The organism is Streptomyces sp. NPDC020884, assembly GCF_044333935.1.
GTDB lineage: Bacteria > Actinomycetota > Actinomycetes > Streptomycetales > Streptomycetaceae > Streptomyces.
The window spans coordinates 97,586-121,694 of record NZ_JBIRRY010000014.1 but is presented as its reverse complement, the minus strand read 5'-3'; the positions used below and the strand labels follow the sequence as shown (position 1 = coordinate 121,694).

The window sequence follows — 24,109 nt, the reverse complement described above, 5'->3', positions numbered from 1 at the left end:
AGAGACGCGAGAGAAGCGATGCTCCAGGCCATCGGACTCACCAGCACCCCCCGTCGCGACGCTCCGCCCGCCGTGAACGATCTGACCTTCGAGGCTCCGTCCGGCCGGGTCACGGCCCTGCTGGGCGCCCCGGGCTCGGGCAGGACCACCGCCCTGCGCCTGATGCTCGAACTGGACGCCGGGCGGGGCGTCGCCTACTTCCGGGGGCGGCCGCTGCACCGCATCGCCCACCCCGCACGGGAAGTGGGCGTCCTGCTCGGCGACGTGCCCGGCCATCCCTCCCGGACGGCCCGAGGGCAGCTGCGTATGCTCTGCGCGGCCGCGGGCGTGCCCGCCGCCAGGGCCGACGAGGTGCTCGAGGTCGTCGGTCTCGCCGGGCTCGGGGATCAGCGCCTGGGCACCCTCTCGGTGGGGATGGACCGTCGGCTCGGCCTCGCCTGCGCGCTGCTCGGAGACCCCCACACCCTGATCCTGGACGAGCCCGCGGAAGGGCTGTCCCCGCGGGAGAACAGCTGGCTGTACGGGCTGTTGCGCGCGCACGCGGCCCAGGGCGGCACGGTCCTCTGCGCCACCGGCGACCCCAAGGAGGCGGCCCGCACGGCCGACCGCGTCGTCACCATCGGTGGCGGGCGCCTCATCGCCGACCAGGACGTCGCCGACTTCGCCCGCACCCGGCTCCGGGCCCGGGTCGCCGTCCGCACCCCGCACGCGGCCCGGCTGGCCGCAGTGGTCAGCCGGGAGGCGCGCGCCGCCCAGCGCTCCGTCGAGGTCGTCGAGGAAGCGAGCGGCCGGCTGACGGTGTACGGCAGCAACTGCGCGGAGATCGGCGACACCGCCTACCGGCACGGTGTTCCAGTGCACCAGCTCGCCGACGAGATCGGTGACACCGGACCCGCCGCCCCCGTGGAGGCCGGCAGGGGGCGACGGGACGACGCGGCCGCCGCGCTGTCCGAGCTGCCGCCCCCGATCCGGGTGCGCCCCGCGCGCGGCCCCCTGCGCCCGTTCCGGTACGAACTGCGACGCTCCCTCGGCGTCAGGACAACGGCCATGATCATGGCGGCCGTTCTGGTGGTGTCGGCCGCGGCGTCCGTCCTGCTCGCCCGCACCGACGGCACCGCGCTGCCCCGCACCCTCGCCGCCTGGCCCGCTCTGCTGCCGCTTCCTCCCGCCGCGCTCGGCGCGGGCCTGCTGGGGGCGCTGTCCTTCGGGGACGAGTTCCGCTATCCGGCACTCGCCGCCGCTCGCGGCACCGTGCCCCGGCGGATCGGGCTGCTGCTGGCCAAGCTCACGGTGACCGCGGGCTTCGCCCTGCTGCTCGCCGGCCTAGCCGTGGCGTGCGGCGCGCAGAGCCTCCGGCTCGTGTACGGACCGGACTTGGTCGAGGTGCCGGAGAACGCCGTGGCGCTGGGTGCGAGTTGGGCCGGGCTGACCGTCGGCTGCGCCTGGGCGGGGCTGCTGGCGGCCGGCGTCTTCCGGGTGGCGGGCGCGGGTATTGCCGCGGTGCTGGCCGTTCCGGTGCTCGTCGTCCCGCTGGTGCAGAAGATCTTCGCGGCGTCGTCCGCGCGTTCGGTCGCCGGGCTCCCGGCCCGGCTGCGCGAACTGGCCTGGTGGCAGCTGCCGCAGGAGGCGGACCACTGGGTCCTGGCCGTCGCGCGGGTGGTGGCGCAGCCCGTCGGGACCGCTCTCGCCCTGTCGTTGTCAGCCCTGATCTGCGCGTATCTGTTCACCAGCCTTCGAGGAAGGGCGCGTTGGTGATCGCCGTCGCACCGCTTCGAGGACAGGGGCCCGCAACTCCCTGAGAAATGGCTGCTTTGTAGGGATATGGCGTCAATTGCGGAGTGGACGCCGATCACCCTTTCGTGTGCTTTTCACCAAAGACCTCAAGGGGTGGGCGCGCCGCGCCGACAAAGGATGCGTGAGTACCCTTGCGCACACCATGATGACCGCCGCCCGCACCGTCGATTCCGGCCTGGCCGGCTCGGGCGAACTCGACCGCTATCCCTATACGGAGGCGCAGGCCGGCGAGCGTGCCGCGGCCCGAGCCTGGGGCGGTTCCGACTCCGAGCTGGGACGGGCGAGCCGACGGGGGGCTGCCAGCCGGGGGCGCGGTCTCCACGGCCAACTCGTCCAGCAGCTGGGTCAGATGATCGTCTCCGGTGACCTCGGCGCGGACCGCCCCCTCGTTCCCGAGGAGATCGGCCAGCGGTTCGAGGTCTCCCGCACCGTCGTCCGCGAATCCCTGCGCGTCCTCGAAGCGAAGGGGCTGGTCAGCGCACGCCCCAATGTGGGCACGAGGGTCCGCCCGGTCAGCGACTGGAACCTGCTGGATCCCGACATCATCGAATGGCGGGCCTTCGGTCCGCAGCGTGACGACCAGCGCCGTGAGCTGGCCGAGCTCCGTTGGACCATCGAACCGCTCGCGGCCCGCCTGGCGGCCGGGCACGGCCGGGACGACATTCAGCAGCGGCTCGGCGACATGGTGGAGATCATGGGGCACGCGATGGGGCAGGGGGACGCGATCACCTTCTCCCGCGCCGACGCGGAGTTCCACTCCCTGCTCATCCAGGCAGCCGCCAACCGGATGCTCGAACACCTTTCCGGCATCGTCTCGGCCGCCCTCCATGTCTCCGGTGGTCCCGTCACCGGCTGTGACCGGCCCGGTGAGACCTCGCTCGCCCACCACGCGCGGATCGCCGACGCCCTGGCCGCGGGCGACGCCGGGGCCGCCGAGTCGGCCATGCGTCAACTGCTCGTCGTCCACCCCGACGTCGAGCGGGTGGTTCCCGCCCCGCGCGAGCACTGACCCGGGCGCGGCCGGGGTGCGTGGGCCCGGTGCCGCCGGACCGCCCGGTCCGGCGGCACAATTGTGGGGGGATGCCACCCTTGGCCCCGTTCATCGCAAATGAGGTGTGACTCGGGCCACGCGGATTGGCCGTAACACTCCTCGAAGCAGCGCGATGACTTAAGAGGTGACCGTCGCGGAAGGAATACAGCAACCCATGGGTGCGCTGTGCAGTTCTGAGGCCAAACCCGCGCCGTCGACGACATCCCCAGTCGACGGTCGTCGGTTCCAGCCCCCTCCAGGGCAGGGCCGGAAGCCGTTTCCATCGTTCCGAGAGGTTGTTCGTGTCGGCCAGCACATCCCGTACGCTCCCGCCGGAGATCGCCGAGTCCGAGTCTGTGATGGCGCTCATCGAGCGGGGAAAGGCTGATGGGCAGATCGCCGGCGATGACGTGCGTCGGGCCTTCGAGGCTGACCAGATTCCGCCAACCCAGTGGAAGAACGTTCTGCGCAGCCTCAACCAGATCCTCGAGGAAGAGGGTGTGACGCTGATGGTCAGTGCCGCGGAGTCGCCGAAGCGCGCCCGCAAGAGCGTCGCAGCGAAGAGCCCGGTCAAGCGCACCGCCACCAAGACCGTCGCGGCGAAGACCACCGTGACCAGGACCGTCGCGGCCACCGCCGCCCCGGCGGCCGAGGGTGCGGACGCGGTGGCCGACGACGCCGTCGCGGTCGCTCCCGCCAAGAAGGCGGCAGCCAAGAAGACGGCTGCCAAGAAGACCGCCGTGAAGAAGACGGCGGCCAAGAAGACCGCCGCGAAGAAGTCCGGCAAGCAGGACGAAGAGCTTCTCGACGGTGACGAGTCCGCCGAGGAAGTCAAGGCCGGCAAGGGCGAGGAAGAGGAGGGCGAGGGCGAGAACAAGGGCTTCGTCCTCTCCGACGACGACGAGGACGACGCACCTGCCCAGCAGGTCGCCGTCGCCGGCGCCACCGCCGACCCGGTCAAGGACTACCTGAAGCAGATCGGCAAGGTTCCCCTCCTCAACGCCGAGCAGGAGGTCGAGCTCGCCAAGCGCATCGAGGCCGGTCTCTTCGCCGAGGACAAGCTGGCGAACGCCGACAAGCTCGCCCCGAAGCTCAAGCGCGAGCTGGAGATCATCGCCGAGGACGGCCGGCGGGCCAAGAACCACCTTCTGGAGGCCAACCTCCGCCTGGTGGTCTCCCTGGCCAAGCGCTACACCGGTCGCGGCATGCTCTTCCTGGACCTGATCCAGGAGGGCAACCTCGGTCTGATCCGCGCGGTCGAGAAGTTCGACTACACCAAGGGCTACAAGTTCTCCACGTACGCCACCTGGTGGATCCGTCAGGCGATCACCCGCGCGATGGCCGACCAGGCCCGCACCATCCGTATCCCGGTGCACATGGTCGAGGTCATCAACAAGCTCGCGCGCGTGCAGCGCCAGATGCTCCAGGACCTGGGCCGCGAGCCCACCCCGGAGGAGCTGGCCAAGGAACTCGACATGACCCCCGAGAAGGTCATCGAGGTCCAGAAGTACGGCCGCGAGCCGATCTCGCTGCACACCCCGCTCGGTGAGGACGGCGACAGCGAGTTCGGTGACCTGATCGAGGACTCCGAAGCGGTCGTCCCGGCGGACGCGGTCAGCTTCACGCTCCTCCAGGAGCAGCTCCACTCGGTGCTCGACACGCTCTCCGAGCGTGAGGCGGGCGTGGTCTCGATGCGCTTCGGCCTCACCGACGGTCAGCCGAAGACGCTCGACGAGATCGGCAAGGTCTACGGAGTGACGCGCGAGCGCATCCGTCAGATCGAGTCGAAGACGATGTCGAAGCTTCGTCACCCGTCGCGCTCCCAGGTGCTGCGCGACTACCTCGACTAGATCGCCGCACACGCACCGGCCGAGGGCCCGGAACCCCCAGGGGATCCGGGCCCTCCGGCGTGTCCTCGGGTGCGGACGCGGACCGGCTGGATCACGCTGGGTGGATCCATCGTCACCTCAGCGTCAGGAGCCTCCATGCCCCGTCCCGTCGTCCGTGCCCTGACCGGGGTGCTCGCCCTGACCGCCGCCGCGGCCGTGATGCCCCTCGCCCCGCCCACCCCGGCGCACGCGGACAGCATCATCGTCGGGGGCGGGCCCGCCCCCGTGGCGGACAGCCCCTGGGCCGTGGCGCTGTCGAGCCGGGACCGGTTCGGGGGGGCGCGCTCGGGCCAGTTCTGTGGCGGCGTCGCCGTGGCGCCCACGAAGATCCTTACGGCCGCCCACTGTCTGAGTGACGAGGCGCTCGGCGGACCGGCGGACCGGGTGAAGGACCTGCTGGTCATCGCCGGCCGGGAGCGGCTGAGCGATTCCGGCGGCCAGGAGATCCCGGTCCGGGGCATCTGGGTGAACCCGGCGTACGACCCCGTCTCCAACGCCGGCGACCTCGCGGTGCTGACCCTGTCCCGTGCGCTGCCCAAGGGCGGCGCCATCCCGATGGCCAGGAGCGGGGACGCCGCCTACCGGGCCGGGACCGCCGCGGCGGTCTACGGATGGGGCGACACCACGGGAAACGGCGCGTACGCCTCCGTGCTGCGCTCCGCGCGGGTCCAGGTCCTGCCGGACAGCGACTGCGCGCGGGCCTACCCGGGCGGCCAGGAGGGTACGTACAAGGCCTCGGCGATGCTCTGTGCGGGCGATCCGGCGGGCGGCCGGGATGCGTGCCAGGGCGACAGCGGAGGGCCGCTGGTGGCCCGTGGGCGCCTCGTCGGCCTGGTGTCCTGGGGCAGCGGCTGCGGGCGCGCGGGCAGCCCCGGGGTGTACACGCGGGTCTCCGCCGCCCTGGAATGGGCCGCGGGCCGCATCTGAGCCGTCCCGGGGCGGCGCGGCCGGTCCGGCCGCTACGACGAGAACGGGCGGCTCCCCCGGTGGGGGAGCCGCCCGTCGGCCGGTCCTGGACCGGCCCCTGGCTCGTCGTGGATGCGAGGTGTCAGTGTTGTTCCTCGTCGGCGGCGGCCGCCTGCACGGCCGTGAGCCGATCTGTCTCATCCTGTATTTCCGCGGCGATCTTCTTGAGTTCCGGCTCGAACTTGCGCCCGTGGTGGGCACAGAAGAGCAGTTCACCGCCGCTGATCAGGACGACGCGCAGATATGCCTGGGCGCCGCAACGGTCACAGCGGTCTGCTGCGGTCAGCGGGCTCGCGGGGGTCAGAACAGTAGTCACGTCGCCTCTTCTCTAGCTCGACGAGCTGTCGTACCAGGGTCAACATCCAACCAGGCCGAAAACGTTCCCGCTCGTGGCTTTTCTTCGAAACTTCTTCTCGGTGTGGCTGTCTGTTGCCGGTTGGCGGCGAATGTGCCGTATGCGGAGCGCTACGGTTTCGCATTGCTTGTCTAGGGGGTTGGTCCCGCCGGCCGGCTTGCCGGTTTGTTCAAGAGGACGTGCCCGGAGCCTAAATGGTTCATGCCTCGAAGGGAACGTGATGTGCACGTCACTCCAACGAATGATCGAACACCCATACGAGCCCGGATGAGGCTCGACTAGCATGAGGATTCCCCGAGGGTGGCGTTACAACCGCTCTACCAGGCCTCTGTAGGCTCTCAGCGGCAACCGAAGCCCAGCCCTGTACCCACGGGGGCCCAGATGAAATTCAGCGAGGAGCGAACCGCGTGACCGCCGAAACATCCGTGCCGTCCACCGCGATGCTGACCGGAGCAGGCGGCGACCGGGACAGTTCCAACTACACCGCGCGGCACCTTCTCGTCCTCGAAGGGCTCGAGGCGGTCCGCAAGCGCCCCGGGATGTACATCGGGTCCACCGACAGCCGTGGCCTGATGCACTGCCTGTGGGAGATCATCGACAACTCCGTCGACGAGGCCCTCGGCGGCTACTGCGACCAGATCGAGGTCATCCTCCACGACGACTCCTCGGTCGAGGTCCGGGACAACGGCCGGGGTATCCCGGTCGACGTCGAGCCCAAGACGGGCCTCTCCGGCATCGAGGTCGTCATGACCAAGCTGCATGCCGGAGGCAAGTTCGGCGGCGGCTCCTACTCCGCGTCCGGCGGCCTCCACGGCGTCGGCGCCTCCGTGGTCAACGCCCTCTCCGCCCGTCTGGACATCGAGGTGGACCGCAACAGCGCGACCCACTCCATCAGCTTCCGGCGCGGCGTCCCGGGCATGTTCACCGAGCAGGGCCCCGACAGCCCCTTCGATCCGGCCAACGGCCTCCGCAAGGGGAAGCGGGTCCCCAAGACCCGCACCGGTACCCGTACCAGGTACTGGGCGGACCGCCAGATCTTCCTCAAGGACGCCAAGCTCAACCTGGAGACGCTCTACCAGCGGGCCCGCCAGACCGCCTTCCTCGTCCCCGGCCTCACGATCATCGTCCGCGACGAGCGGGGGCTCGACGGCGAGGGCAAGACGGAGGAGACGTTCCGCTTCGACGGCGGCATCAGCGAGTTCTGCGAGTACCTGGCCCAGGACAAGGCCGTCTGCGACGTCCAGCGCCTCAGCGGCACGGGCACCTTCAAGGAGACCGTCCCGGTCCTCGACGACCGCGGCCACATGACCGCCACCGAGGTCACCCGCGAGCTCGCCGTCGACATCGCCCTGCGCTGGGGCACCGGCTACGACACGACCGTACGGTCGTTCGTGAACATCATCGCCACCCCCAAGGGCGGCACCCACGTCAGCGGGTTCGAGCGCTCCCTGACCAAGACGGTGAACGAGGCGCTGCGCTCCGCCAAGATGCTGCGGGTCGCCGAGGACGACGTCGTCAAGGACGACGCCCTCGAAGGGCTCACCGCCGTCGTCACCGTACGGCTCGCCGAGCCGCAGTTCGAGGGGCAGACCAAGGAGGTGCTCGGCACCTCGGCGGCCAACCGGATCGTGGCCAATGTGGTCGCCAAGGAGCTCAAGGCCTTCCTGACCTCGACGAAGCGGGACGCCAAGGCTCAGGCCAGGGCGGTGCTGGAGAAGGCCGTGGCGGCCGCCCGCACCCGGATCGCGGCCCGCCAGCACAAGGACGCCCAGCGCCGCAAGACCGCGCTGGAGTCCTCCTCGCTGCCCGCCAAGCTCGCCGACTGCCGCAGTGACGACGTCGAGCGCAGCGAGCTCTTCATCGTCGAGGGCGACTCGGCGCTCGGCACCGCCAAGCTGGCCCGGAACAGCGAGTTCCAGGCCCTGCTGCCGATCCGCGGCAAGATCCTCAACGTCCAGAAGTCGTCCGTCTCCGACATGCTGAAGAACGCCGAGTGCGGCGCCATCATCCAGGTCATAGGAGCCGGGTCCGGGCGGACCTTCGACATCGACGCCGCCCGCTACGGCAAGGTCATCATGATGACCGACGCCGATGTCGACGGCTCCCACATCCGGACCCTGCTGCTGACCCTCTTCCAGCGCTACATGCGCCCGATGGTCGAGGCCGGACGGGTCTTCGCCGCGGTCCCGCCGCTGCACCGGATCGAGCTGGTCCAGCCCAAGAAGGGCCAGGACAAGTACGTCTACACCTACTCCGACAACGAGCTGCGCCAGACCCTCCTGGAGTTCCAGCGCAAGAACGTCCGGATCAAGGAATCGATCCAGCGCTACAAGGGCCTGGGCGAGATGGACGCCGATCAGCTGGCCGAGACCACGATGGACCCGCGCCACCGCACGCTGCGGCGCATCAACATCGGCGACCTGGAATCCTCCGAGCAGGTCTTCGACCTGCTGATGGGCAACGAGGTCGCGCCCCGCAAGGAGTTCATCACCAGCTCCGCGGCCACCCTGGACCGCTCGCGCATCGACGCCTGATCCCGTACGCCCCCGGCCCCCGCTCCCGTCCCACCGGAGCGGGGGCCGGGGGCGTTTCCCGGAGTTCGCGCAGCCGTCCGGGACTTCTGTCACCTGAAGGGGTGAAGTCGGGCGAATGGCGCGCCCGTGATCTTCCCGAACCGCCCATGGTTGGCCGTGCGGCCGAAAAGGTCCGCGGATCAGGGGAGTTGTTCGGTGGAGAAGGAAGCAGGGCCGGAGACCGCGGGAGTGCGGCTCGACGACCCGTGGGACGACGTGCCGCCCACCGGCTGGGGCGACGGGGACGGTGCGGGAGGCGTCGCGAGCCCCGACGCGTCCGGAGCGGCGGAGCCGGAGCCGGCCCCCCGTGCGGCCGACATCTATCTGGAAGTGCACCGCAGCGCCGCCTTCCGCGAGGTGCGCCGCCGCTACCGCCGTTTCGTGGCCCCCGCCGCTCTCGCCTTCCTCCTCTGGTATCTCGCCTATGTGGTCGCCGCGACCACCGCGCCCGAGCTGATGGCCCGCCCGGTCGCCGGCGCGGTCAACGTCGCGATGGTGGCGGGCCTCGGCCAGTTCCTCACCACGTTCCTGCTCACCTGGGCGTACGCACGGCACGCGCGGCTGCGCAGGGACCGGGCCGCGCTCGATCTGCGCTGGGACACCCAGGAGATGACGAGAGGGCTCGGACGTTGAGAGGCGACCACCAGACACTCGCCCTGCTGCTGTTCAGCGCGTTCATCGCGGTGACGCTCTTCATCACCACGTGGGTCGGCCGCAACCGGCAGGGCTCCGCCGAGGAGTTCTACGCCGGCGGACGGCTGTTCTCGCCCATGGAGAACGGATTCGCCATCGCCGGCGACTACATGTCGGCGGCCTCCTTCCTCGGGATCTCCGGACTGATCGCCCTCTTCGGCTACGACGGCATGCTCTACTCGGTCGGCTTCCTGGTCGCCTGGCTCGTCGTCCTGCTGTTCGTCGCCGAACTCGTCCGCAACTGCGGCCGGTTCACCCTGGCCGACGTGGTCGCCGCCCGGATGGCGGAGCGCCCGGTGCGCACCGCGCTCGGCACCTCGTCCGTCACCGTCTCCGTGCTCTACCTGGTCGCCCAGATGGTCGGCGCGGGCAGCCTCGTGGCCCTGCTGCTCGGCGGCACGAGCGACGCGGCCCGGTCCTGGACGGTGGTGGGGGTCGGCGCGCTCATGGTGATCTACGTGTCCTTCGGCGGCATGCGCGCCACCACCTGGATCCAGATCGTCAAGGCGGTCCTGCTGATGGCCGGGGCCGTCGCCCTCACCGTCCTCGTCCTGGTCCACTTCCACGGGAACATCAACCACCTCCTCAACACCGCGGCCGAACGCAGCGGCCACGGCAAGGACTTCCTCGCTCCCGGCCTCCGCTACGGCGGGGACTGGACCTCACGCGTCGACTTCATCAGCCTGGGCGTCGCCCTGGTCCTCGGCACGGCGGGGCTGCCGCACATCCTGTCGCGCTTCTACACCGTGCCCACCGCCCGCGCCGCGCGCCGCTCCGTCGTCTGGTCCATCGGCCTGATCGGCAGCTTCTACCTGATGACGATCGTGCTCGGGTTCGGCGCCGCCGCCCTGGTCGGCTCCGCCGAGGTCCGCTCCTCGAACGCGGCGGGGAACACCGCGGTCCCGCTGCTGGCCCTCAACCTCGGCGGTGGTGAGGGGTCCACCGGCGGAACGATTCTCTTCGCCGTGGTCGCCGCCATCGCCTTCGCCACCATCCTGGCCGTCGTCGCGGGCATCACCCTCGCCTCGTCCGCCTCCGTCGCCCACGACCTCTACGCCTCGCTCCGCCGTCCCGGGCGCAAGAAGCGCGGCGAGGTCGCCGTGGCACGCGTGGCCGCCGCGGGGATCGGCGTGGTGGCGATCGGCCTCGGACTGCTCGCCCAGGACCTCAACGTCGCCTTCCTGGTGGGTCTCGCCTTCGCCGTGGCCGCGTCGGCGAACCTCCCGGCCCTGCTCTACTCGCTGTTCTGGCGCGGCTTCACCACCCGGGGCGCGGTCTGGGCCGTGTACGGCGGGCTGATTCCGGCGGTCGTCCTGGTCCTGGTCTCGCCCGTCGTCTCGGGCAGCCCCACGTCCCTCTTCCCCGGCGTCGACTTCCAGCTGTTCCCGCTGGAGAACCCGGGCCTGGTCTCGATCCCGCTCGGCTTCCTGGCCGGCTGGATCGGTACGGTCACCTCACCCGAGCAGCCCGACGAGGCCAAGCACGCCGAGAGCGAGGTCCGGGCGCTGACGGGGGCCGGGGCGGCGTAGCGCGGGCCCGGGTGAGGCCCCGCCGGTGCGGCACGGTGCACCGGCCCGCGCGGGGCTCAGACCCCGGTCCAGGCGTAGCGGTGTTCGGGGCGGCCCGTCTCGCCGTACCGCAGTGTCAGCCGGACCTTGCCGGTGCGCTCCAGCAGCTTCAGATAGCGCTGGGCCGTCTGCCGGCTCATCCCCGCGCTGTCCGCGATCTCCTGGGCGGAGAGCGGGCCCCCGGCCCCGCGCAGGGCCTGCCGGACGAGCTCGGCGGTGGTGGGGGAATGGCCCTTGGGGAGGTCCGGCTCGCCCGCCGCCCACAGCGCGCCGAAGAGCCGGTCCACCTCCGCCTGCTCGGCCTCCCCGCCCCCGTCGAGCGTCTGCCGCAGCGCCGCGTACGCCTCCAGCTTCGAGCGCAGACCGGCGTACGTGAACGGCTTCACCAGGTACTGGAGCGCGCCGTGCCGCATCGCGTCCTGCACGGTCGCGACGTCCCGGGCGGCCGTCACCATGATCACGTCGACCTGACGGCCGAGACGGCGCAGTTCCCGTACGACGGCGAGGCCGTTGCGGTCGGGCAGGTAGTGGTCCAGCAGGATCAGGTCCACCGGGACCTCCTCGACCTTCGCCAGGGCCCCGGCCGCCGAGTGGGCCTGCGCGGCCACCAGGAAGCCCGGGACCTTGGCGACGTACGCCGCATTGATCTGCGCGACCCGGACATCGTCGTCCACGATCAGGACCTGGATCACCGCTGCTCTCCCGTCGTGGCCGGCTGCGCGGGGGGCGGAGCGCCGCCGGACCCCGTGGCGGGATCGGCCAGCGCCTCCGGCAGCACGACCGTGAACACCGCGCCGCCGCCGTCCGCCCCGGACACCGTCACACTGCCTCCCTGGCGCTCCGCGAGCCTGCGGACGAGGGCGAGCCCCAGGCCGCGTCTGCCGTGCGCCGGAAGGTCCTTGGTGGACCAGCCCTCCGTGAAGATCGACGCCTGCTGCTCGCGGGGGACGCCGGGGCCGCTGTCGTGCACCCCCAGGATCACCGTACGGCCCTCGGCCCGCAGCCCGACCTCGATCCGCGCGCCGTCCGATCCGGCCGCCGCGTCCGTGGCGTTGTCGACGAGGTTGCCCACCACGGTGACCAGGCCCCGGGGATCCACCACCCGGTCCGGCAGCAGGGCGCCGGGGGCCAGCCGCAGCGATACGCCGCGCTCCGCGGCCACCGTGGCCTTGCCGACCAGGAGAGCGGCCAGCAGCGGGTCCTGCACCTTCTCGGTGACCTGCTCCGCCGTCGCCCGGTGGACGCCCACCACCTCCGTGACGAACTCCATCGCGTCCTCGTGCATCTCCAGCTCCAGCAGCCCCAGCAGGGTGTGCAGCCGGTTCGCGTGCTCGTGGTCCAGGGCGCGCAGCGCGTCGATCAGCCCCGTGGTGGAGTCGAGCTCACGGCCCAGGTGCTCCAGCTCGGTCCGGTCGCGCAGGGTCACCACGGCCCCGCCGTCGTCCGTGGGCATCCGGTTGGCCAGCAGCACCCGGCTGCCCCGGACCGTCAGCAGGTCGTCGCCGACCACCCGCCCGGCCAGCACGTCCGCGGTCCGCCCGTCGCCCAGCACCTCCTCCAGCGGCCGGCCCGCCGCCTCCGGGCCGACGCCCAGCAGCCGCTGCGCCTCGTCGTTCAACAGCCGGACGCGTCCGGCCCCGTCGAGGGCGACGACCCCCTCGCGGATGCCGTGCAGCATCGCCTCGCGCTCGGTCAGCAGCGCCGAGATGTCGGAGAAGGCCAGGTCGTGCGTCTGCCGTTGCAGCCGCCGGGAGATCAGATACGCGGCCAGCGCCCCGACGGCCAGGGCCCCGCCCGCGTACGCGAGCAGCCCCGGGATCGCCCCGAGGAGGCGGGCGCGGACGCTGTCGTACTCGATCCCGACCGAGACCGCGCCGACGACCTCGCCGGACGGGTTGAACAGCGGCACCTTGCCCCGTGCGGAACGGCCGAGGGTCCCGCTGTCGATCTCCATCACCTCGCGGCCGCGCAGCGCCTCACCGGGGTCGGTGGAGACGACCGCGCCGATCCGGTCGGTTTCGGGGTGCGACCAGCGCACCCCGCGCCGGTCCATGACGACGACGTACTCCGCCCCGGTCGCCCGCCTGACCCGCTCGGCGGCCGAGTGGACGGGCCCGCGGTCCGACGGGTCGGTGGTGCTCAGGTCCTCGACGATCCCCGGCTGGGCGGCGGTGCTCTGGGCGATGGCCAGCGCGCGGCGCATCGCCTGGTCGTCCAGCTGGTCGCTGAGGGGGGCCAGGAACAGGCCGGTGACCAGGACCGTCACACCGGTGATGATGGCCAGCTGCATCAGCAGAACCTGGGAGAAGACCCGCTGGGGCCAGCCGAACCGGCGCGGTCCCCGGCCCGGGGTCGGTGGGGGGTTCATCGTACGAACGGTAAAGGGCCCGGCGGCCGGGGCGGAAATTCGGCCGTGTATCACCGCGTATCGGCGCCTCTGCCGCAGGCGGATCCCGCCTCGCGGTGCTCCGTCCGCGAGCGTTCCGGAGGAGTTCTCCCTCGACGCAATCTTCTTGCGCTTTTTTCGCTAATCTTGCGCGCATGACGCGACGACTTGCTCAAGTGGCCCAGAAGGTGGGAGTCAGCGAAGCGACGGTCAGCCGGGTGCTGAACGGCAAGCCGGGTGTCTCCGACGCCACCAGGCAGGCCGTTCTCTCCGCGCTGGACGTCCTCGGCTACGAGCGCCCGACCCAGCTGCGCGGCGAACGGGCCCGGCTGGTCGGACTCGTTCTGCCCGAGCTGCAGAACCCGATTTTCCCGGCGTTCGCCGAAGTGGTCGGCGGCGCGCTCGCCCAGCAGGGGCTGACCCCGGTGCTCTGCACCCAGACCAAGGGCGGCGTCTCCGAGGCCGACTACGTCGAGCTGCTCCTGCAGCAGCAGGTCTCCGGCGTGGTTTTCGCGGGCGGCCTCTACCACCAGGCCGACGCCCCGCACGACCACTACAAGGTGCTCGCCGACCGCAAGATCCCCGTCGTCCTGATCAACGCGGCCATCGCCCACCTCGGCTTCCCCGGCGTCTCCTGCGACGACTCCGTCGCCGTCGAGCAGGCCTGGCGCCATCTCGTCTCGCTCGGCCACGAGCGCATCGGACTCGTCCTCGGCCCGTCCGACCACGTGCCCTCGCAGCGCAAGCTCGCCGCCGCCCGGGTGCTCGCCGAGGAGGCGGGCACGGCCGTGCCCGACGAGTGGGTGGCCCGCGCGATGTTCTCGCTGGAGGGCGGGCAGGCCGCCGCGATGCGGCTGCTCGACCGGGGCATCACCGGCATCATCTGTGCCAGCGACCCGCTCGCGCTGGGCGCTGTGCGGGCCGCCCGCCGTCGCGGTCTCTCGGTGCCCGGCGACGTCTCGGTCGTCGGCTACGACGACTCGGCCTTCATGAACTGCACCGAGCCGCCCCTCACCACGGTCCGCCAGCCCATCGAGGCCATGGGGCGCGCGGCCGTGGAGCTGCTCTCCGTCCAGATCGGCGGACGGACCGTGCCGTCCGACGAGCTGCTCTTCGAGCCGGAACTGGTGGTGCGCGGATCCACCGCCCAGCCGCCGCGCGAGAATTCCCGGTGATCCGTAGCTAATTTGCGCAGTCGGAGCCCCTTGGTCCGGACCTGAGGGCCGTCCCGTCGGCCCTCAGGGAGCGGGCAGGGGCCGCGGCGGCCGCGGCCCTGTGTACTGCCCGCTCGGCCGGATGCGGAGCGGGCGCTCCCCGTACTCCTCGAGCGCGTGGGCGATCCAGCCCGCGGTACGGGACACCGCGAACACGGTCTCGCCCGCGTCCGCCGGCATCCCCCGGGAGACGGACAGGACGGCCAGGGCCAGATCGACGTTGGCGTGCAGCGGGGCGTGCCGTGCCGTCGTGCCGACCACCTCGCGGGCCGCCGCCAGCGCCCCGGCCGCCTGGGGCACCTCCGCCAGCAGCGCGAACAGGGCGGTCGCCCGGGGGTCCTCGCCCCGGTACAGCCGGTGGCCCAGACCGGGCACCCGCCGCCCGGTCCGCAGGTGGTCGGCGACCACGGGGACCGCGCTGCCCCGGTCCACCGCCTCCCGCAGCATCCGGTGCGCCAGTCCGCTCGCCGCGCCGTGCAGCGGTCCCTCCAGCACGCCGAGACCCGCCGAGACCACGGCGTACGGGTGGGCCCGCGCGGAGGCGGCGACCCGGGCGGCCAGGGTGGAGGCCGCGAGGTCGTGGTCGATCAGCAGGGCCAGGGCCGCGTCCAGCACGGCGAGGGAGGGGGCGTCGGCCGGCTCCGCGGTGAGCCGTGACCACAGCCGCCGGGCCAGGGAGCCCTCGTCGGCCTCCGGCGCGCCCAGCGCCGGCAGCGCGCCCACCAGCGTCGGGATCAGGCCCCGGGCGCTGCTCAGCACCGCCTCGGGCGACAGGTCGAACCGCAGCGGATCCGTGGCCGCGGCAGCGGTCACCGCCACCCGCAGCCGGTCCGTCGACCCGCTGTGCGCGGGCAGCGCGCCGACCGTCCGGCGGGCCGCGGCGAGGGTCCCCGGGGACGCGGTGAACCGGACGCCGGGCCGCAGCTCCCCCGTCCACAGCCACTCGGCTACCTCCTCGTAGCCGTACTGCCGGGCCAGCTCCGTCGCGTCGACCCCGCGGAAGTAGTAGCGGTCGCCCTCGATGAGCGTGATGCCGGTACGGAAGACGAGGTCGCCCCCGGCCGGGGAGGGGTCCCGCCGCCCCGACCGCCGGACCAGCGCCCGCACCTCGTCGGCGTCGAAGGTGCTGCCCCGCCCCCCGGCGGCCCGCGCGCTGCTCAGCTGGCCCCGGCTGACGTAGGCGTACACCGTCTCCGGCTTCACCCCCAGCAGCTCGGCGGCCTCACGGGTGGTCAGCCGGGGTGCGTCGGGCCGGCCGGGCTCTGGTTGATCCGTCATGGAGACCACCGTATCCACCGCAGGTTCACCTTGATTCAATCAACATTGACAGATCTCAAGTCAAGCATGGACAGTCAAATCAATGTTGCTTGCACGGAGGAGAGACGGACATGACCACCACCCCTGTCGTCCCTGACGTCCCCCGCGGTCTCGCCGGCGTCGTCGTCACCGACACCGCCCTCGGCGACGTCCGCGGCCGCGAGGGCTTCTACCACTACCGCCAGTACTCGGCGATCGAGCTCGCGCGGACCCGCGGCTTCGAGGACGTCTGGTACCTGATGGTCCACGGCGAACTGCCCGACCGGGCGGCCGCCGCCGACTTCGCCGCCCGCACCGCCGCGCTGCGCACCCTGCCCGCCGAGGTCCGCGAGGCGCTGCCCGCCATCGCGCGTGCGAGCGCCGTCTCCGGCCCGCTCGCCGGACTGCGCACCGCGCTCTCCCTGCTGGGCGCCTCGGCCGGCTTCCGCCCGGTGTACGACATCGGGGCCGAGCGCCGACGCGAGGACGCGCTCGCCGCCTGCGCGGCCGTCCCCACGATCCTGACCGCCCTCCACCGCCTGGGCCAGGGGCTGGAGCCGGTCGAACCCCGCGAGGACCTGCCGCACGCCGCGAACTACCTGTACATGCTGACCGGCTCGGAGCCGGAGCCCGACCGGGTCCGGGCCGTCGAGCAGTACCTCATCTCGACCGTCGACCACGGCTTCAACGCCTCGACCTTCACCGCCCGCGTCGTCGCCTCCACCGGAGCCGACCTGGCCGCCTGCCTGGTGGCGGCGGTCGGAGCGCTCTCCGGACCGCTGCACGGCGGAGCCCCCAGCCGGGCCCTGGACACCCTGGACGCCATCGGCGCCCCGGACCGCATCGACGGCTGGATCCGCGAACAGGTCCTCTCCGGCCGCCGCATCATGGGCTTCGGCCACCCCGTCTACCGCACCGAGGACCCGCGCTCGCGGATGCTCAAGTCCCTCGCGCAGGGCTTCGGCGGCCCGCTCGTCGACTTCGCCGTGGAGGTGGAACGCCAGGTCGAGGCCATCCTCGCCGAGCTCAAGCCGGGCCGGGAGCTGCACACCAACGTGGAGTTCTACGCCGGAGTGGTCATGGAGCTGTGCGGGCTGCCGCGCGCGATGTTCACCCCCACCTTCTGCGCGGCGCGCGTGGTCGGCTGGAGCGCCAATATCCTGGAGCAGGCGGAGGACTCGAAGATCATCCGCCCGGCGGCCCGTTATGTCGGCGCACCCCCGCCGCAGCCGGTCCCGGCACCCTGACGACGCCTCCAGGAAGGTCCCCGTTGACCCCGCCCCGTACCCCGCAGATCCCGGTCGTCGTCCTGGCGGGCTTCCTCGGCTCAGGCAAGACCACGCTCCTGAACCATCTGCTCCGCAACCGGGCGGGCACCCGGATCGGCGTGATCGTCAATGACTTCGGGGCCATCGAGATCGACGCCATGACGGTCTCGGGGCAGGTCGGATCGACGGTCTCGCTGGGCAACGGCTGCCTGTGCTGCGCCGTCGACGCGAGCGAACTCGACACCTTCCTGGAGACTCTGACCCGGCCCTCCGCCCGGCTGGACGTGATCGTCATCGAGGCGAGCGGGCTGGCCGAACCCCAGGAACTCGTCCGCATGCTGCTGGCCAGCGACAACCCGCACATCCGGTACGGGGGTCTCGTCGAGGTCGTCGACGCGGCCGAGTTCGGCGGCACCCGCCTACGGCATCCCGAGCTCGACCGCCATCTCGCCGTCGCCGACCTCGTCGTCCTGAACAAGACCGACCGGATCGGAGCGGCGGCCCATCAGGAACTGCGCGAGAGCGTCGCGGCGCTCAGCGGCCCGGCCGTCGTCGTCTCCGCCGCCTACGGCCGGATCGACCCCGAGCTGCTCTTCGACCCGGCCCTGCGGCCGGACCACGAGGAGAAGGTCCGCCAGCTCACCTTCGAGGATCTGCTGAGGGAGGAGCAGCACGGGGGAGCGGGCGACCCCCACGGGGACGGATCGCCCGGGGGCGCAGCCCACGAGGACCATCTGCACGCGGCGTACGAGAGCGTCGACTTCACCTCCGACCTCCCCATGGACCCGCGCCGCCTCATGGCCTTCCTCGACTCCCGGCCCGAGGGCCTCTACCGGATCAAGGGGTTCGCCGACTTCGGAACGGGGGACCCGGCGCACCGGTACGCGCTGCACGCGGTCGGCCGGTTCCTGTGTTTCGTCCCCCGGCCGTGGGTGCGCGGCGAGCAGCGCCTCACCCAGCTCGTCATGATCGGCGCGGGCCTCGACGCCGGGGCGCTGCTGGACGGACTCGCCGCCTGCCGGACCGACCCCGCGACCGCACGGGCGACGGACGCCGAGGAGACCGAGCGCGCCATGTGGGGCGTGCTCCGCTACGTACAGGAGCCGGCCCCGGAACGGGAAGCGGTCGCGGAGGCGTAAGGCCCCCGGCCGCTCCCCGTCGTACGGGGAGGCGTCCCGCCTACAGCGGCGGTCCCGCGATCACGGCCACCGGCTCGAGCAGCGGCGTGCCCGAACCGTCCCGCCTCGGGTCCGGCTCCGGCAGCTTCGCCGGGGTGCCGTTCTTCTGGGCGGCCCGTGCCGGGACGGGTCCCGCCCAGGCGAACACCAGGACGTCCTCGCCCTTCAGGAACCGCTGGCAGCGCACTCCGCCGGTCGCCCGGCCCTTGCGCGGATACTGGTCGAACGGGGTGAGCTTGGAGGTCAGCACCGAGTCGTCCAGGGTGCCGTGCGAGCCGGCCACCGTGAACACGATCGCCTCGGCCGCCGGGTCCACCGCCGTGAACGACAGCACCTCGGTCCCGGCCGTCAGCTTGACGCCCGCCATGCCTCCGGCCGCTCGCCCCTGCGGGCGCACCTGGGCCGCCGGATAGCGGAGCAACTGGGCGTCGGAGGTGATGAACACCAGGTCCTCCTCGCCCGTACGCAGCTCGGTCGCGCCCACGATGCGGTCACCGTCCTTGAGGGAGATGACCTCCAACTCGTCCTTGTTGGCCGGGTAGTCCGGCACGACGCGTTTCACCACGCCCTGGAGCGTGCCGATCGCCAGGCCCGGCGAGGACTCCTCCAGGGTGGTGAGGCAGACCAGCTCCTCGTCCGTCTCCAGACTGAGGAACTCGGAGATCTGCGCCCCGCCGGAGAGATTCGGCTCCGCGTGCGTGTTCGGCAGCTGCGGCAGGTCGATCACCGAGAGCCGCAGCAGCCGTCCCGTGGAGGTCACCGCCCCGACGTCGCCGCGGGCTGTCGCCGCCACCGCCGAGACGATCACGTCGTGCTTGGTCCGCCGGGCGTCCTCGGAGACCTCGACCGGATCCGCGTTGGCGGTGCGGGCCAGCAGGCCCGTCGAGGAGAGCAGCACCCGGCACGGGTCGTCCGCCACCTCCAGCGGCACGGACGCGATCTGCGAACCGGCCGACTCCAGCAGCACCGTGCGCCGGTCCGTGCCGAACTTCTTCGCCACGACGGCCAGCTCCGATGAGACCAGCTTGCGCAGCTCCGCGTCCGACTCCAGGATCGCCGTCAGCGCGTCGATCTCGCCGGTGAGCCGGTCCCGCTCGCTCTCCAGCTCGATCCGGTCGAAACGGGTGAGCCGGCGCAGTGGCGTGTCCAGGATGTACTGGGTCTGGATCTCGCTCAGCGAGAAGTGCGCCATCAGGCGCTCCTTCGCCTGCGCCGAGTTGTCGCTGTCCCGGATGATCCGGATGACCTCGTCGATGTCCAGCAGGGCGACGATCAGGCCCTCGACCAGGTGCAGCCGGTCGCGGCGCTTGGTGCGGCGGAACTCGCTGCGCCGGCGCACCACCTCGAAGCGGTGGTCGAGATAGACCTCCAGCAGCTCCTTGAGGCCCAGGGTGAGCGGCTGGCCGTCGACCAGCGCCACGTTGTTGATGCCGAAGGACTCCTCCATCGGCGTCAGCTTGTAGAGCTGCTCCAGCACCGCTTCCGGCACGAAGCCGTTCTTCACCTCGATGACCAGACGCAGCCCGTGCGCCCGGTCGGTGAGGTCCTTGACGTCGGCGATGCCCTGGAGCTTCTTCGCCGAGACCAGGTCCTTGATCTTGGCGATCACCTTCTCCGGGCCGACGGTGAAGGGCAGTTCGGTGACGACGAGGCCCTTGCGGCGGGCCGTCACGTTCTCCACGGCGACGGTGGCGCGGATCTTGAACGTGCCGCGGCCCGCCGTGTACGCGTCCTTGATTCCGCCCAGACCGACGATGCGGCCGCCGGTGGGCAGGTCGGGGCCGGGGACGAAGCGCATCAGCGTCTCGACGTCGGCGCCCGGGTGCTTGATCAGATGGCGGGCGGCCGCGATGACCTCGCCCAGGTTGTGCGGGGGCATGTTGGTGGCCATGCCCACGGCGATGCCGGACACCCCGTTGACCAGGAGGTTGGGATAGGCGGCGGGGAGGACGACCGGCTCGCGCTCCTGGCCGTCGTAGTTCGACTGGAAATCGACGGTGTCCTCGTCGATCGCCTCGGTCATCAACGACGTGGCGGGGGCCATCCGGCACTCGGTGTACCGCATGGCGGCCGGCGGGTCGTCGTTGCCGAGGGAGCCGAAGTTGCCGTGGCCGTCGACCAGGGGCAGCCGCATCGAGAAGGGCTGCGCCATGCGCACCAGGGCGTCGTAGATCGAGGCGTCGCCGTGGGGGTGCAGCTTGCCCATCACCTCGCCGACGACGCGGGCGCACTTCACATAGCCGCGGTCGGGGCGCAGCCCCATCTCGTTCATCTGGGACACGATGCGCCGGTGCACCGGCTTCATGCCGTCGCGGGCGTCGGGCAGGGCCCTGGAGTAGATCACCGAGTACGCGTACTCGAGGAAGGAGCCCTGCATTTCGTCGACGACGTCGATGTCGAGGATCTTCTCCTCGAAGTCGTCCGGCGGCGGGGTCTTCGTGCTACGGCGGGCCATCGCGGCTGCGACTCCTTCACAGATTCTGTTCGGACAACCTGAGCTTGTTCGGGACAACACGAGCTACTGACGCGGTCCATTGTGGACCGCCGCACTGACAACGCCGACCTCGACCCGTCCGAAGCGGGCCAGGCGGCTCCGTCCGCAGCGCCGACGACACCCATGACAGGAAACATCCACGGCACGGGAACTTCGCCAGGTGCCGCCGCGCTTGCTTAGAGTGGCAGGTCTGGCAGGAAGTCCAGTATCGCGATCGAAGGGACGTACATGCCCATGGGTCACACGGCCACCGCACAGGCCGGCTCCGGCGGCTTGACAGCGACCGAGCACCGCCTGGCCAACGGCCTGCGTGTGGTGCTCTCCGAGGACCATCTGACCCCGGTCGCCGCGGTCTGCCTCTGGTACGACGTCGGCTCGCGCCACGAGGTCAAGGGACGCACCGGTCTGGCTCACCTCTTCGAGCACCTGATGTTCCAGGGCTCGGGCCAGGTCAAGGGGAACGGTCACTTCGAGCTCGTCCAGGGAGCCGGCGGCTCGCTCAACGGGACGACCAGCTTCGAGCGGACCAACTACTTCGAGACCATGCCCACCCATCAGGTGGAGCTGGCTCTCTGGCTCGAAGCCGACCGTATGGGCTCTCTCCTCGCCGCCCTCGACGAGGAGTCCATGGAGAACCAGCGCGACGTCGTCAAGAACGAACGCCGCCAGCGCTACGACAACGTGCCCTACGGCACCGCGTTCGAGAAGCTGACCGCCCTCTCCTACCCCGAGGGCCACCCCTACCACCACACCCCGATCGGCTCCATGGCCGACCTGGACGCGGCCACCCTGGAGGACGCCCGCGCGTTCTTCCGTACGTACTACGCGCCCAACAACGCGGTGATCTCGGTGGTCGGCGACATCGACCCCGAGCAGACCCTCGCCTGGATCGAGAAGTACTTCGGCTCCATCCCCTCCCACGACGGCAAGCAGCCGCCGCGCGACGGGACGCTGCCCGAGACCATCGGCGAGCAGCTGCGCGAAGTGGTCCACGAGGAGGTCCCGGCGCGCGCCCTGATGGCCGCCTACCGGCTGCCCCACGACGGCACCCGTGCCTGTGACGCCGCCGACCTGGCGCTCACCGTGCTGGGCGGCGGCGAGTCCTCCCGGCTGCACAACCGCCTGGTCCGCCGCGACCGTACGGCGGTGGCGGCCGGCTTCGGACTGCTGCGGCTCTCCGGCGCGCCCTCGCTGGGCTGGCTGGACGTGAAGACGTCCGGCGGCGTCGAGGTGGATCAGATCGAGGCCGCGGTCGACGAGGAGCTGGCCCGGTTCGCCGCCGAGGGGCCCACCCCCGAGGAAATGGAGCGGGCCCAGGCGCAGTTGGAGCGCGAGTGGCTGGACCGGCTCGGCACGGTCGCCGGCCGTGCCGACGAACTGTGCCGCTACGCGGTCCTGTTCGGCGACCCGCAGCTCGCCCTGAGCGCCGTGGGCCGCGTCCTGGACGTCACCGCGGACGAGGTGCGAGCGGCGGCCGCGGCGGTCCTGCGCCCCGACAACCGGGCGGTGCTGGTGTACGAGCCCACCGAGCCGGCCGACGAGGCCGACGGGGGCGAAGACGGCGCCGAGGGCACCGACGCGCACGAGGGGGCGGACAAGTGAGCGACGCCGCCGTGACTGGAGTAGCCATGGAGTTCCACCCGCAGCCCACCGCCGGCACGGCCCGCCCCTGGGCCTTCCCGGCGCCCGAGCGGGGCGCCCTGCCCAACGGGCTGACCGTGCTGCGCTGCCACCGCCCCGGCCAGCAGGTCGTCGCCGTGGAGATCTTCCTGGACGCGCCGCTGGAGGCCGAGCCCGAGGGCCTGGACGGCGTGGCCACGATCATGTCGCGGGCGCTCTCCGAGGGCACCGACAAGCACAGCGCCGAGGAGTTCGCCGCCGAGCTGGAGCGCTGCGGCGCCACGCTCGACGCGCACGCCGACCACCCCGGCGTCCGGGTCTCCCTGGAAGTTCCCGCCTCCCGGCTGGCCAAGGCCCTCGGGCTGGTCGCCGAGGCGCTGCGGGCCCCCGCCTTCGACGCGAGCGAGATCGAGCGCCTCGTCGGCAACCGCCTCGACGAGATCCCGCACGAGCACGCCAACCCGTCCCGGCGCGCCGCCAAGCAGCTCTCCAAGGAGCTGTTCCCGGCCACCGCCCGGATGTCCCGCCCGCGCCTGGGCACCGAGGAGACGGTCCGGCGGATCGACGAGGTCGCCGTGCGCGCCTTCTTCGACGCCCATATCCGCCCGTCCACCGCGACGGCCGTGATCGTCGGCGACCTCACCGGCATCGACCTGGACGCGCTGCTGGCGGAGACCCTCGGCGACTGGTCGGGCAACGCCGGTCAGACCCGCCCGGTGCCGCCCATCACCGCGGACGACACCGGCCGCGTGGTCATCGTCGACCGGCCCGGCGCGGTCCAGACCCAGCTGCTGATCGGCCGGATCGGCGCCGACCGGCACGAGAGCGTGTGGCCCGCTCAGGTGCTCGGCACGTACAGCCTGGGCGGCACCCTCACCTCCCGGCTGGACCGGGTGCTGCGCGAGGAGAAGGGCTACACCTACGGCGTGCGCGCCTTCGCCCAGGTGCTGCGCTCCAGCGGCCCCGACTCGGGCGGCGCGGCCATGCTCGCGATCAGCGGATCGGTGGACACGGAGTCCACCGGACCGGCGCTGGAGGACCTCTGGAAGGTCCTGCGGACGCTGGCGGCCGAGGGGCTGACCGACGCCGAGCGCGAGACGGCCGTGCAGAACCTGGTGGGCGTCGCCCCGCTGAAGTTCGAGACCGCCGCCTCCGTCGCGAGCACGCTGGCCGACCAGGTCGAGCAGCACCTCCCCGACGACTACCAGGCCCACCTCTACGCCCGGCTCGCCGACACGGGCACCGTGGAGGCGACCGCCGCCGTGGTCAGCGCCTTCCCGGTGGACCGGCTGGTCACGGTCCTCGTGGGGGACGCGGCACAGATCGAGGAGCCCGTGAAGGCGCTCGGCATCGGAGAGGTGTCGGTCGTCACCGGCTGACGCACCGCCCGCGGCACACCGCCGCGAACAGGACCCCGACGGACGAAAGTTCGTCGGGGTTCTCCATTTTTGTCACTTTGATCCCCTTTGTGCCTCTTTGTTGGAGAGGTTGCCTGTCTGCCCTGTGGGATGCGCGACAAATCGCCTGGTCCGTTTGGTGATGGGAAGTCGCCCCGCCTAGCGTCGGCCCGGCTGTCCGTCACCCGTATGCCGCATCCGCGGCGCCGGGCAGTCATCGCCGAGTCCCCGTCAGGCGCGAGCCTGGGGAGCCGGGGACCCACGCAGTCCCTGGGGTGAATCGGAGGCCCGTGCCGCAGCCCGGCGCGGGAATCCGTAGGAGACCTTCCTGCTCCGAACCCGTCAGCTAACCCGGTAGGCGAGAAGGAAGGAAAGGATCAACCCCTCC

General features: G+C 71.7%; 17 protein-coding genes and 1 riboswitch. Of the genes, 12 read left to right on the top strand and 5 right to left on the bottom strand.

Features of this window, described 5'->3' with window-relative positions; genetic code table 11:
- The first annotated feature begins 18 nt into the window (after positions 1 to 18).
- From ACH4UK_RS34730 to ACH4UK_RS34715, 4 genes are all read left to right on the top strand, one after another.
- Positions 19 to 1,755, top strand: coding sequence for an ATP-binding cassette domain-containing protein (locus ACH4UK_RS34730; protein ID WP_398362911.1), 1,737 nt, complete (start codon positions 19 to 21; stop codon positions 1,753 to 1,755).
- A 181-nt stretch (positions 1,756 to 1,936) separates the two neighbouring features.
- Complete coding sequence (locus ACH4UK_RS34725; RefSeq protein ID WP_398363020.1) at positions 1,937 to 2,803, top strand: FadR/GntR family transcriptional regulator; 867 nt, start codon at positions 1,937 to 1,939, stop codon at positions 2,801 to 2,803.
- A gap of 323 nt (positions 2,804 to 3,126) precedes the next feature.
- Positions 3,127 to 4,674, top strand: a complete 1,548-nt coding sequence (locus ACH4UK_RS34720; protein WP_398362909.1) for an RNA polymerase sigma factor — start codon at positions 3,127 to 3,129, stop codon at positions 4,672 to 4,674.
- Between the two features lie 135 nt (positions 4,675 to 4,809).
- Positions 4,810 to 5,640, top strand: coding sequence for a S1 family peptidase (locus ACH4UK_RS34715; RefSeq protein WP_398362907.1), 831 nt, complete (start codon positions 4,810 to 4,812; stop codon positions 5,638 to 5,640).
- Positions 5,641 to 5,761: 121 nt separating this feature from the next.
- Here ACH4UK_RS34715 and ACH4UK_RS34710 read toward each other — a convergent pair whose 3' ends face one another.
- The gene (locus ACH4UK_RS34710; protein WP_007449803.1) at positions 5,762 to 5,995 is read right to left on the bottom strand and encodes a hypothetical protein; all 234 of its coding nucleotides are present in this window, start codon (positions 5,993 to 5,995) and stop codon (positions 5,762 to 5,764) included.
- Between the two features lie 446 nt (positions 5,996 to 6,441).
- Here ACH4UK_RS34710 and ACH4UK_RS34705 point away from each other — a divergent pair, with 446 nt between their 5' ends.
- The 3 genes from ACH4UK_RS34705 (at position 6,442) to ACH4UK_RS34695 (ending at position 10,829) form a co-directional block, all read left to right on the top strand.
- The gene (locus tag ACH4UK_RS34705) at positions 6,442 to 8,568 is read left to right on the top strand and encodes a type IIA DNA topoisomerase subunit B (protein ID WP_398362905.1); all 2,127 of its coding nucleotides are present in this window, start codon (positions 6,442 to 6,444) and stop codon (positions 8,566 to 8,568) included.
- 195 nt (positions 8,569 to 8,763) lie between these two features.
- The gene (locus tag ACH4UK_RS34700) at positions 8,764 to 9,240 is read left to right on the top strand and encodes a DUF485 domain-containing protein (protein WP_398362903.1); all 477 of its coding nucleotides are present in this window, start codon (positions 8,764 to 8,766) and stop codon (positions 9,238 to 9,240) included.
- Complete coding sequence (locus ACH4UK_RS34695) at positions 9,237 to 10,829, top strand: cation acetate symporter (protein WP_398362901.1); 1,593 nt, start codon at positions 9,237 to 9,239, stop codon at positions 10,827 to 10,829. The genes ACH4UK_RS34700 and ACH4UK_RS34695 overlap by 4 nt, the downstream gene beginning before the upstream one ends.
- Before the next feature lie 56 nt (positions 10,830 to 10,885).
- Here the strand turns inward: ACH4UK_RS34695 and ACH4UK_RS34690 are convergent, their stop codons facing one another.
- A complete protein-coding gene (locus tag ACH4UK_RS34690; protein ID WP_398362899.1) occupies positions 10,886 to 11,560 on the bottom strand; it encodes a response regulator in 675 nt (224 codons plus the stop codon).
- Complete coding sequence (locus ACH4UK_RS34685) at positions 11,557 to 13,236, bottom strand: ATP-binding protein (RefSeq protein WP_398362897.1); 1,680 nt, start codon at positions 13,234 to 13,236, stop codon at positions 11,557 to 11,559. Before ACH4UK_RS34685 ends, ACH4UK_RS34690 begins: the two co-directional genes overlap by 4 nt.
- A 173-nt stretch (positions 13,237 to 13,409) precedes the next feature.
- Here ACH4UK_RS34685 and ACH4UK_RS34680 point away from each other — a divergent pair, with 173 nt between their 5' ends.
- Entirely contained in the window at positions 13,410 to 14,429 is a 1,020-nt protein-coding gene (locus ACH4UK_RS34680; protein WP_398362895.1) for a LacI family DNA-binding transcriptional regulator, read from the top strand.
- 63 nt (positions 14,430 to 14,492) lie between these two features.
- Here the strand turns inward: ACH4UK_RS34680 and ACH4UK_RS34675 are convergent, their stop codons facing one another.
- A complete protein-coding gene (locus ACH4UK_RS34675) occupies positions 14,493 to 15,746 on the bottom strand; it encodes a citrate synthase (RefSeq protein ID WP_398362893.1) in 1,254 nt (417 codons plus the stop codon).
- 110 nt (positions 15,747 to 15,856) lie between these two features.
- On the opposite strand from ACH4UK_RS34675, the gene ACH4UK_RS34670 reads away from it, so the two are divergent.
- Both ACH4UK_RS34670 and ACH4UK_RS34665 read left to right on the top strand, forming a co-directional pair.
- Positions 15,857 to 17,011, top strand: coding sequence for a citrate synthase/methylcitrate synthase (locus tag ACH4UK_RS34670; protein ID WP_398362891.1), 1,155 nt, complete (start codon positions 15,857 to 15,859; stop codon positions 17,009 to 17,011).
- A gap of 23 nt (positions 17,012 to 17,034) precedes the next feature.
- Entirely contained in the window at positions 17,035 to 18,171 is a 1,137-nt protein-coding gene (locus ACH4UK_RS34665) for a CobW family GTP-binding protein (protein WP_398362889.1), read from the top strand.
- Between the two features lie 40 nt (positions 18,172 to 18,211).
- On the opposite strand, the gene ACH4UK_RS34660 is transcribed toward ACH4UK_RS34665, so the two are convergent.
- Positions 18,212 to 20,665, bottom strand: a complete 2,454-nt coding sequence (locus ACH4UK_RS34660; RefSeq protein ID WP_398362888.1) for a DNA topoisomerase (ATP-hydrolyzing) subunit A — start codon at positions 20,663 to 20,665, stop codon at positions 18,212 to 18,214.
- 267 nt (positions 20,666 to 20,932) lie between these two features.
- On the opposite strand from ACH4UK_RS34660, the gene ACH4UK_RS34655 reads away from it, so the two are divergent.
- Together ACH4UK_RS34655 and ACH4UK_RS34650 are read left to right on the top strand one after the other, a co-directional pair.
- Positions 20,933 to 22,306 carry a M16 family metallopeptidase gene (locus ACH4UK_RS34655; protein ID WP_398362886.1) on the top strand — a complete coding sequence of 458 codons (1,374 nt, stop codon included), beginning with the start codon at positions 20,933 to 20,935 and terminating at the stop codon, positions 22,304 to 22,306.
- Between the two features lie 26 nt (positions 22,307 to 22,332).
- On the top strand, positions 22,333 to 23,703 hold the full coding sequence (locus tag ACH4UK_RS34650) for a M16 family metallopeptidase (RefSeq protein WP_398363018.1): 1,371 nt from the start codon (positions 22,333 to 22,335) through the stop codon (positions 23,701 to 23,703).
- A 226-nt stretch (positions 23,704 to 23,929) separates the two neighbouring features.
- Positions 23,930 to 24,096, top strand: a riboswitch (cyclic di-AMP (ydaO/yuaA leader).
- The last annotated feature ends 13 nt before the right edge of the window (positions 24,097 to 24,109 follow it).

Bases quoted from the DNA above. Each gene is read 5' to 3' on its own strand.
- ACH4UK_RS34730 (WP_398362911.1), top strand. From the start codon at position 19: ATGCTCCAGGCCATCGGACTCACCAGCACCCCCCGTCGCGACGCTCCG.
- ACH4UK_RS34650 (WP_398363018.1), top strand. From the start codon at position 22,333: ATGGAGTTCCACCCGCAGCCCACCGCCGGCACGGCCCGCCCCTGGGCC.
- ACH4UK_RS34660 (WP_398362888.1), bottom strand. From the start codon at position 20,665: ATGGCCCGCCGTAGCACGAAGACCCCGCCGCCGGACGACTTCGAGGAG.
- ACH4UK_RS34725 (WP_398363020.1), top strand. From the start codon at position 1,937: ATGATGACCGCCGCCCGCACCGTCGATTCCGGCCTGGCCGGCTCGGGC.
- ACH4UK_RS34680 (WP_398362895.1), top strand. From the start codon at position 13,410: ATGACGCGACGACTTGCTCAAGTGGCCCAGAAGGTGGGAGTCAGCGAA.
- ACH4UK_RS34675 (WP_398362893.1), bottom strand. From the start codon at position 15,746: ATGACGGATCAACCAGAGCCCGGCCGGCCCGACGCACCCCGGCTGACC.
- ACH4UK_RS34685 (WP_398362897.1), bottom strand. From the start codon at position 13,236: ATGAACCCCCCACCGACCCCGGGCCGGGGACCGCGCCGGTTCGGCTGG.
- ACH4UK_RS34670 (WP_398362891.1), top strand. From the start codon at position 15,857: ATGACCACCACCCCTGTCGTCCCTGACGTCCCCCGCGGTCTCGCCGGC.
- ACH4UK_RS34715 (WP_398362907.1), top strand. From the start codon at position 4,810: ATGCCCCGTCCCGTCGTCCGTGCCCTGACCGGGGTGCTCGCCCTGACC.
- ACH4UK_RS34655 (WP_398362886.1), top strand. From the start codon at position 20,933: ATGCCCATGGGTCACACGGCCACCGCACAGGCCGGCTCCGGCGGCTTG.